The organism is Fundidesulfovibrio sp. (assembly GCF_058402725.1).
In genome coordinates this window covers 3,159-3,663 of the sequence record NZ_JBZVFJ010000353.1, presented here as the reverse complement: position 1 = coordinate 3,663, position 505 = coordinate 3,159, and the positions used below count along the sequence as shown (strand labels likewise).

1 protein-coding gene is annotated in these 505 nt (G+C 70.5%); it reads left to right on the top strand.

The window, feature by feature from the left end; all coding sequences use genetic code 11:
- Positions 1-139: 139 nt before the first annotated feature.
- A partial coding sequence (cadR, locus tag ACV4UX_RS19540) for a Cd(II)/Pb(II)-responsive transcriptional regulator (RefSeq protein WP_491594942.1) occupies positions 140-505 on the top strand: 366 nt, incomplete at its 3' end.

The window sequence follows — 505 nt, the reverse complement described above, 5'->3', positions numbered from 1 at the left end:
GGCTTCGTCCGGGCAGTCCATGTCCGGGATGCGGTACGTCTGGATGGTCATGGGGCTCCTTCGCGCGGCCCGGGGCTTCGCGCTTGCGCGAGGAGACACCCTGAAGTAGCTACAGGGTCAAGACGTTTCGGAGGAATCCATGCGCATCGGGGAACTGGCCCGCCAGGCGGGCTGCACGGTGGAGACCGTTCGCTACTACGAACGCGAGGGGCTCCTGGACCCGCCCGAGCGCGGGGAGAACAACTACCGGCTCTACGGGCGCGACCATCTGGAGGCCCTGCGCTTCGTGCGCAACTGCCGGGTGCTGGAGATGAGCCTGGAGGAGATCCGCGCGCTCACGGACCTGCGGCGCGACCCGGGCAAGGACTGCGGCGGGGTGAACCAGCTCCTGGAGGCGCACATCGCCCACGTGAGCGAGCGCATCGGGCGTCTGGAGACCCTGCGCGGCCAGCTCACGGCCCTGCGCGGGCTGTGCGACCGGGTGGCCCCGCTGGGCGACTGCGCC